This is a genomic window from Psittacicella hinzii (assembly GCF_003585935.1).
Classification (GTDB): Bacteria; Pseudomonadota; Gammaproteobacteria; order Enterobacterales; family Psittacicellaceae; genus Psittacicella; species Psittacicella hinzii.
This window is the reverse complement of the sequence record NZ_NRJG01000013.1, coordinates 1-4,253: the sequence shown is the minus strand read 5'-3', so window position 1 is coordinate 4,253 and position 4,253 is coordinate 1. Positions and strand designations below refer to the sequence as shown.

3 protein-coding genes and 1 pseudogene are annotated in these 4,253 nt (G+C 32.5%); all 4 read right to left on the bottom strand.

Annotation, left to right across the window (positions count from 1 at the left end; genetic code table 11):
• Window positions 1–1,544: hypothetical protein (locus tag CKF58_RS00785; RefSeq protein ID WP_222987633.1), on the bottom strand; the 1,544-nt coding region annotated here is incomplete at its 3' end.
• Between the two features lie 756 nt (window positions 1,545–2,300).
• Window positions 2,301–2,708, bottom strand: coding sequence for an Eco47II family restriction endonuclease (locus CKF58_RS08630; protein WP_281270660.1), 408 nt, complete (start codon window positions 2,706–2,708; stop codon window positions 2,301–2,303).
• A 32-nt stretch (window positions 2,709–2,740) separates the two neighbouring features.
• Window positions 2,741–3,070 (bottom strand): Eco47II family restriction endonuclease, encoded by a 330-nt coding sequence (locus CKF58_RS08625; RefSeq protein ID WP_222987631.1) that lies wholly within the window; start codon window positions 3,068–3,070, stop codon window positions 2,741–2,743.
• A pseudogene (locus CKF58_RS00775) lies at window positions 3,070–4,095 on the bottom strand (DNA cytosine methyltransferase). Before CKF58_RS00775 ends, CKF58_RS08625 begins: the two are co-directional and overlap by 1 nt.
• Between the last annotated feature and the right edge of the window lie 158 nt (window positions 4,096–4,253).

Sequence of the window (4,253 nt, the reverse complement as noted above, 5' to 3'; positions counted from 1 at the left end):
CTAACTTGCGAACTAACTTGTGAAGTAACTTGTGAAGTAACTTGTGAAGTAACTTGTGAAGTAACTTGTGAAGTAACTTGTGAAGTAACTTGTGAAGTAACTTGTGAAGCAACTTGTAGCGTAGTTGGAGTTGGATAATCAACTTGTAACTTAGTTGGAGTTGGATAAGCAACTTGTAAAGTAGTTTGCGAAGAGACTACTGAAGTAGATTTAAAAGCTCCTTGAGAAGTAGATGAAGAAACACTTTGTGAAGCTGATTGAACCCCATCTTGAGAACTAAGCGAAGAAGCAATAGGAGACAAGGTGTTAGAAGCGGCTAAAGCTGCAACATTTTTCACTTGTGTAAACTCTCGTTGTAATCTTGTCCATGGACAATCTTCGAGCTGCCAATCAATATGTGTAGGTTTTACATCTACCGTAAAGTAAGCTCTTACTTCTAAGGTAAAGGGATAACTACGATTACGACTAACTCTGGTATTACGTACTATGAGTTCTACTTGGTTTTCAACGGTATTAACTCCTGAAGACATACGTACTTCAGCACCTGTACTTACTGCTAAATTATTAATCCGTAAGTTATTACCGTTTAGTACTCGTACACTGTAGTACTTAATACCTTGCGCATGCCACAAACGTAATTTGTGACTAACTGAAGCTCTTGTACCAAGATCATTTACCTTTACAGCTGTACAACCTTTACCACAGCTATAGCCATTCTCAAACTTAGGTAAGAGATCAACATCTCCAGTACCATCATTCGAACCTTTAAATACAGGACGAGCAGTACACTGACTAATGATTACTACTGGTTTAGTACAGGTAAAACCAGCGCGTTTAGTATCTGTACATGAAGAGGTACTCTTACCATGAGGATTAGTTTCTAAACCACGCAACAGATCCGGCATGCTATGACTAGCTAAAAGGGGATTAACAGTACCAACTGCACCTGTTACTTGATTAGGAGTTCCTTGCTTAGCACTCCAAACTTGGAGTTGTGGTTGTTGGGCTAAAGATTGGGTCGCAAGCGCTTGCGCTTGCGTTGCATAATCTTCAGCTCCCTCCCATACATCAAGTTGTCCTTGATCGACAGGCATAGGGCTCACTTGTAATAAGTTAGCTAAGATTCGGACTAATTCTTCTTGTTCAGCTGCAGGTAAACTCTGAAAATTTAACCCATTAATGCTCGTTAAATTTAAACGCATTAACAGCTGCACATATTGAGGATCTGAACGTAAGGCTTGATAAGCTTGTTGCTGACTACTATTCGTAGCGTATCCTTGTTGCAAGATCTGCGTGGCTAATTGTGTTGGACTCTGAACATTAGTCGCATTAGGATTAGCATAAGCCTCTGATAAAGGCACTACACTTACTTGCAACCAGAGCATTAGCCATACTAATAGTTGCTTACCATAGGTAGCTGGTTGCGCTAAATCTGTAAGCACAGCATTACACCAACGCCCTAGAGCGAAAAAACTTTGCAGAGTTTTACGTAAAGGTAAAGAAATAAACTGACCTATAACTAAACTCCTTTGAAAAAGAATCAAGGATACGGTCGTACCCCACCTAAAGGCAGATAAAAGAGGGTTGATACTTAGGTATCCTTAATTCATTGGACAACACGGTAAAAATCAATTCTAAGAGTGTTTATAACTTACAAATACAAGTACAAATACACATAAACATTTTTTACAAGTAAAAATTAGTAAGTAGATTTAGTAAGTACCTATCAATCTCTTAGAGTTGTTAAAAAAGTTTAAGGGAACTAGAAATTTAAAATTGGAAATTAAAACGGGAGGAATTATTCTCGGAATTAGCTCTGCATCACTAACTAAAGAGCAAGTGATAGCAAAGATGGTAAAAACACAGAAAGTTTTGTAAAAAACAACAAGCAGCCAAGCAAAGTTAAGACTTTGCGCCATAGCAAGAGAACGTAAAAGATTTACGTTGTTTTTACCGCGAGAATAGATTATTGTGGATATATTTAGAGAAAGAAATACTGTTGTAAAACAGTTTGGATGAGATAAGCTTAAAGCTAAAAATTTAGATAACCAGAGAGAAATAAATATGGTTATGAATAAATTAATAATCTTTGAAGCATTAACTAGATTGTAACAGATAAATTTTAGAATGCTGAAAAATTTAACAAAATTTTACAAAATCACCCCATAAAAGGGATTTTTGCGTTAAAAATGCGACTGGTGACCACTTTTTGTGTACAACTACGAAAAAAAGAGTATACGAATGTAATTCATATACTCTATCTGCTTTGGTAGAAATATTTCTTTAGAGATAAATAAAATTTAATCTAAATTATCAAATCCTTCATAAGTACTAAAAGCTAATTTATAAATTGCAAACAAAGTATTAGAATCATAAGCTTTTAATTCTTGTATTACAGAATCTTCTTCTATTTTTAAGAAATCATTTTGTTCTATTAGATACTTTATTGTAATAGGTAATTGCATGCATAACTTCTTAAAAGCCAATTTATCACCAGTTACTATTTCGTAAAATTTATCTATTGACATACGTCTAATGTTTTCGTTTTCTAATTGTTTTATTCCGTCAATAGTGACAACCCAAGGCTTATTATCAGAACGCTTAGAAATTACTTCTACTAGAGCACAAATACTATTATCTTTTTCAGCATCATTCAATAAATGATTTTGAAAGCGCATATATGTTTTAGCTGAAGATGAACTATTCATGGTGTTATGTTTATTCTTCAACTCCACAAATATCATTTTTCCATTTTGGGGTCTATAAATAACATCCCCCCTTTGTTAGGAACTTCACAACTATTTATATACTTAAAAATATTCTGATGAAAAAATCCAATAATATTATTATTTGATTTATCTCTCTGTCTATGTATTTCTAGATCAATGATTTCTTCATAAGATTTTTTAAACATGTGTTTATCAAAAATTAATTTTATAGGATCAATTAAATTTTTGTTAAACTCTTTTAAATCAATTTTTCTAAAAGTTTGATTGTAACTATTTAGAGTATTTAATACATGTTTATCAAAGTCATCTTTATCTATGAAATCTAAATCATATTGATCCATTATGTTCCTCCAGTTAGTTCTAACAATGAAACTATTATATTTTTGCCAATTTCTTTGGCTAAGTTACAAGGAACAGCATTTCCTACTTGTTTATATTGAGAACCTACTGAACCTACAAATTCCCAATTATCTGGGAAAGATTGTATACGTGCATTTTCACGTACAGTAAAAGGTCTAACTTCTAATGGATGACAACGATCTGTTTGTTTCATCTGAGGAGTAGTTAATACAGTTAAAGATGGCTCATCTAAACTTAAACGGCGAAGAATTCCAGTTCTTCCTCCCTCCATATCCCAGCATGATTTCATATAATCTTTAGCAATATCTTCTGGAATATCTCTCCAATATCCACCTGGAGGTACTAAAGCAAATATTTTAGCTTTTTTTTCTGAATATTTAGCTCCTAGACTATCAGGAACATTATCTAAAATATCTCTTAAAACAGGTTTATAGTTATGCTTACTAGGAAATTTAAAAGTTATTTTATCTGCTAAATCTTGACGAATGCCTACCACAATTAATCTTTCTCTTTTTTGTGCTACACCATAGTCCCAAGCATTTAACACCTCATAAACAACTTTATATCCTTGATCAGCAAAAATATTTAAAATTGTTTCAAAAGTTCTACCTTTATCATGACTAAGTAACCCTCTTACATTTTCAAAAAGAAACATTTTAGGTTGTAACTTTTGTAAGAAAGTTGCATAGTGGTAAAACATTGTCCCACGAACATCATCTAGTCCTAATCTTTTACCTGCATAAGAAAATGCTTAACAAGGAGCTCCTCCAGATAATAAGTCTAGTTCATATTTTTTAATATTAAATTCTTGTTCTAAATCTCTTTTAGCAACTAGTTCAATATCTTCTTGTAGGACATTCCAATTTGGTCTATTTTTTAATAGAGTATTTGCAGCATCTTTATCTATTTCTACTAATCCAATATGCTCAAAACCAGCTAATTCTAGACCTAAAGCCATTCCGCCTGCACCTGCAAACAATTCTATTGAAGTAAATTCTCGATCCATAATATAACTACTTAATAATACACCCTATGGGTATTATTTATGAAAATATAAAATAATCTTTTAAGTGTTTTTTATATCTTTATTTAACTATTTTACAAAAAAAATCCGATATAAAATATTTTTATTAATTTAAATAATTTGTTTAGTATATCTACTAT